This is a genomic window from Enterobacter cloacae complex sp. 394F7 (genome assembly GCF_057320385.1).
Window position 1 is genome coordinate 1 of sequence record NZ_JBXWCS010000036.1, and the last position, 1,193, is coordinate 1,193.

Here is a 1,193-nt window from a genome sequence, read left to right on the forward strand (position 1 = left end):
CCTTGTATTATCCTCCCGTACAGAAAGAACCGGCCAGTTCTTTCTGTCAGGCAGTCCACATGCCGTACCCGGCCTTAGGCCACGAGCCTGTATTGTAGATCCCTGCAGTGGACTGCCCCTTCTCCACAAGTGACAAACCGGACAGTATCATGGACCGGTTTTCCCGGTAACCCGCATTCACAAGGTTGGTTTCACTATGGAACAGGAACTTCACTTTATTGGTATCGATGTCTCCAAAGCTAAGCTGGATGTCGATGTGCTGCGACCTGATGGCCGTCACCGCAGCAAAAAGTTTGCTAACACCCCTAAAGGCCACAATGAGCTGCTCAGCTGGCTTCATAATCACGGCGTGGCACCAGCCCATATCTGCATGGAGGCGACCAGCACCTATATGGAAGACGCCGCGGCCTGCCTCAGTGATGCCGGTTTCACCGTCTCCATCATCAATCCTGCGCTGGGTAAAGCCTTTGCGCAGAGCGAAGGTCTGCGCAGTAAAACCGATGCTGTGGATGCCCGTATGCTGGCAGAGTTCTGCCGGCAGAAGCGCCCGGCAGTCTGGGAGGCACCGCATCCGCTGGAGCGCGCGTTACGGGCGCTGGTACTGCGGCATCAGTCCCTGACGGACATGCACACGCAGGAGCTGAACCGCCGGGAGACGGCGCGGGAAGTGCAGATGCCGAGCATTGATGCGCACCTTCTGTGGCTGGAAGCGGAGCTGAAGCGACTGGAGAAACAGATAAAGGACCTGACGGATGATGACCCGGATATGAAGCACCGGCGAAAACTGCTGGACAGCATACCGGGTATAGGTGAAAAGACGTCCGCCGTGCTGCTGGCGTATGTGGGGCTGAAGGACAGGTTCGGTCAGGCGAGGCAGTTCGCGGCGTTCGCGGGGCTGACACCGCGTCAGCATGAATCCGGAAGCAGCATAAACAGGGCAAGCAGGATGAGTAAGGCAGGACATGTCTCGCTTCGCAGAGCGCTGTATATGCCCGCGATGGTGGCGCTGTACAAAACGGAGTGGGGAAAAGCGTTCAGGAGTCGTCTGGAAAATAACGGTAAGGGTGCGAAGCTGATAATCGGAGCAATGATGCGTAAGCTGGCGCAGGTGGCGTATGGCGTCCTGAAATCAGGACGCCCGTTCGATGCCACACTGCACGAGAAAAATGCTTGCGTGGCATAACAGTATCTAC

1 protein-coding gene is annotated in these 1,193 nt (G+C 56.9%); it reads left to right on the plus strand.

Annotated elements, in window-relative coordinates; translation table 11 throughout:
* The first annotated feature begins 196 nt into the window (after positions 1-196).
* Positions 197-1,183: an IS110 family transposase gene (locus AC2FAK_RS22890; protein ID WP_058683253.1), complete on the plus strand. Its 987-nt coding sequence runs from the start codon at positions 197-199 to the stop codon at positions 1,181-1,183.
* The last annotated feature ends 10 nt before the right edge of the window (positions 1,184-1,193 follow it).

Excerpts from the sequence above, each read along its gene's own strand:
- AC2FAK_RS22890 (WP_058683253.1), top strand. The coding sequence starts at position 197 with ATGGAACAGGAACTTCACTTTATTGGTATCGATGTCTCCAAAGCTAAG.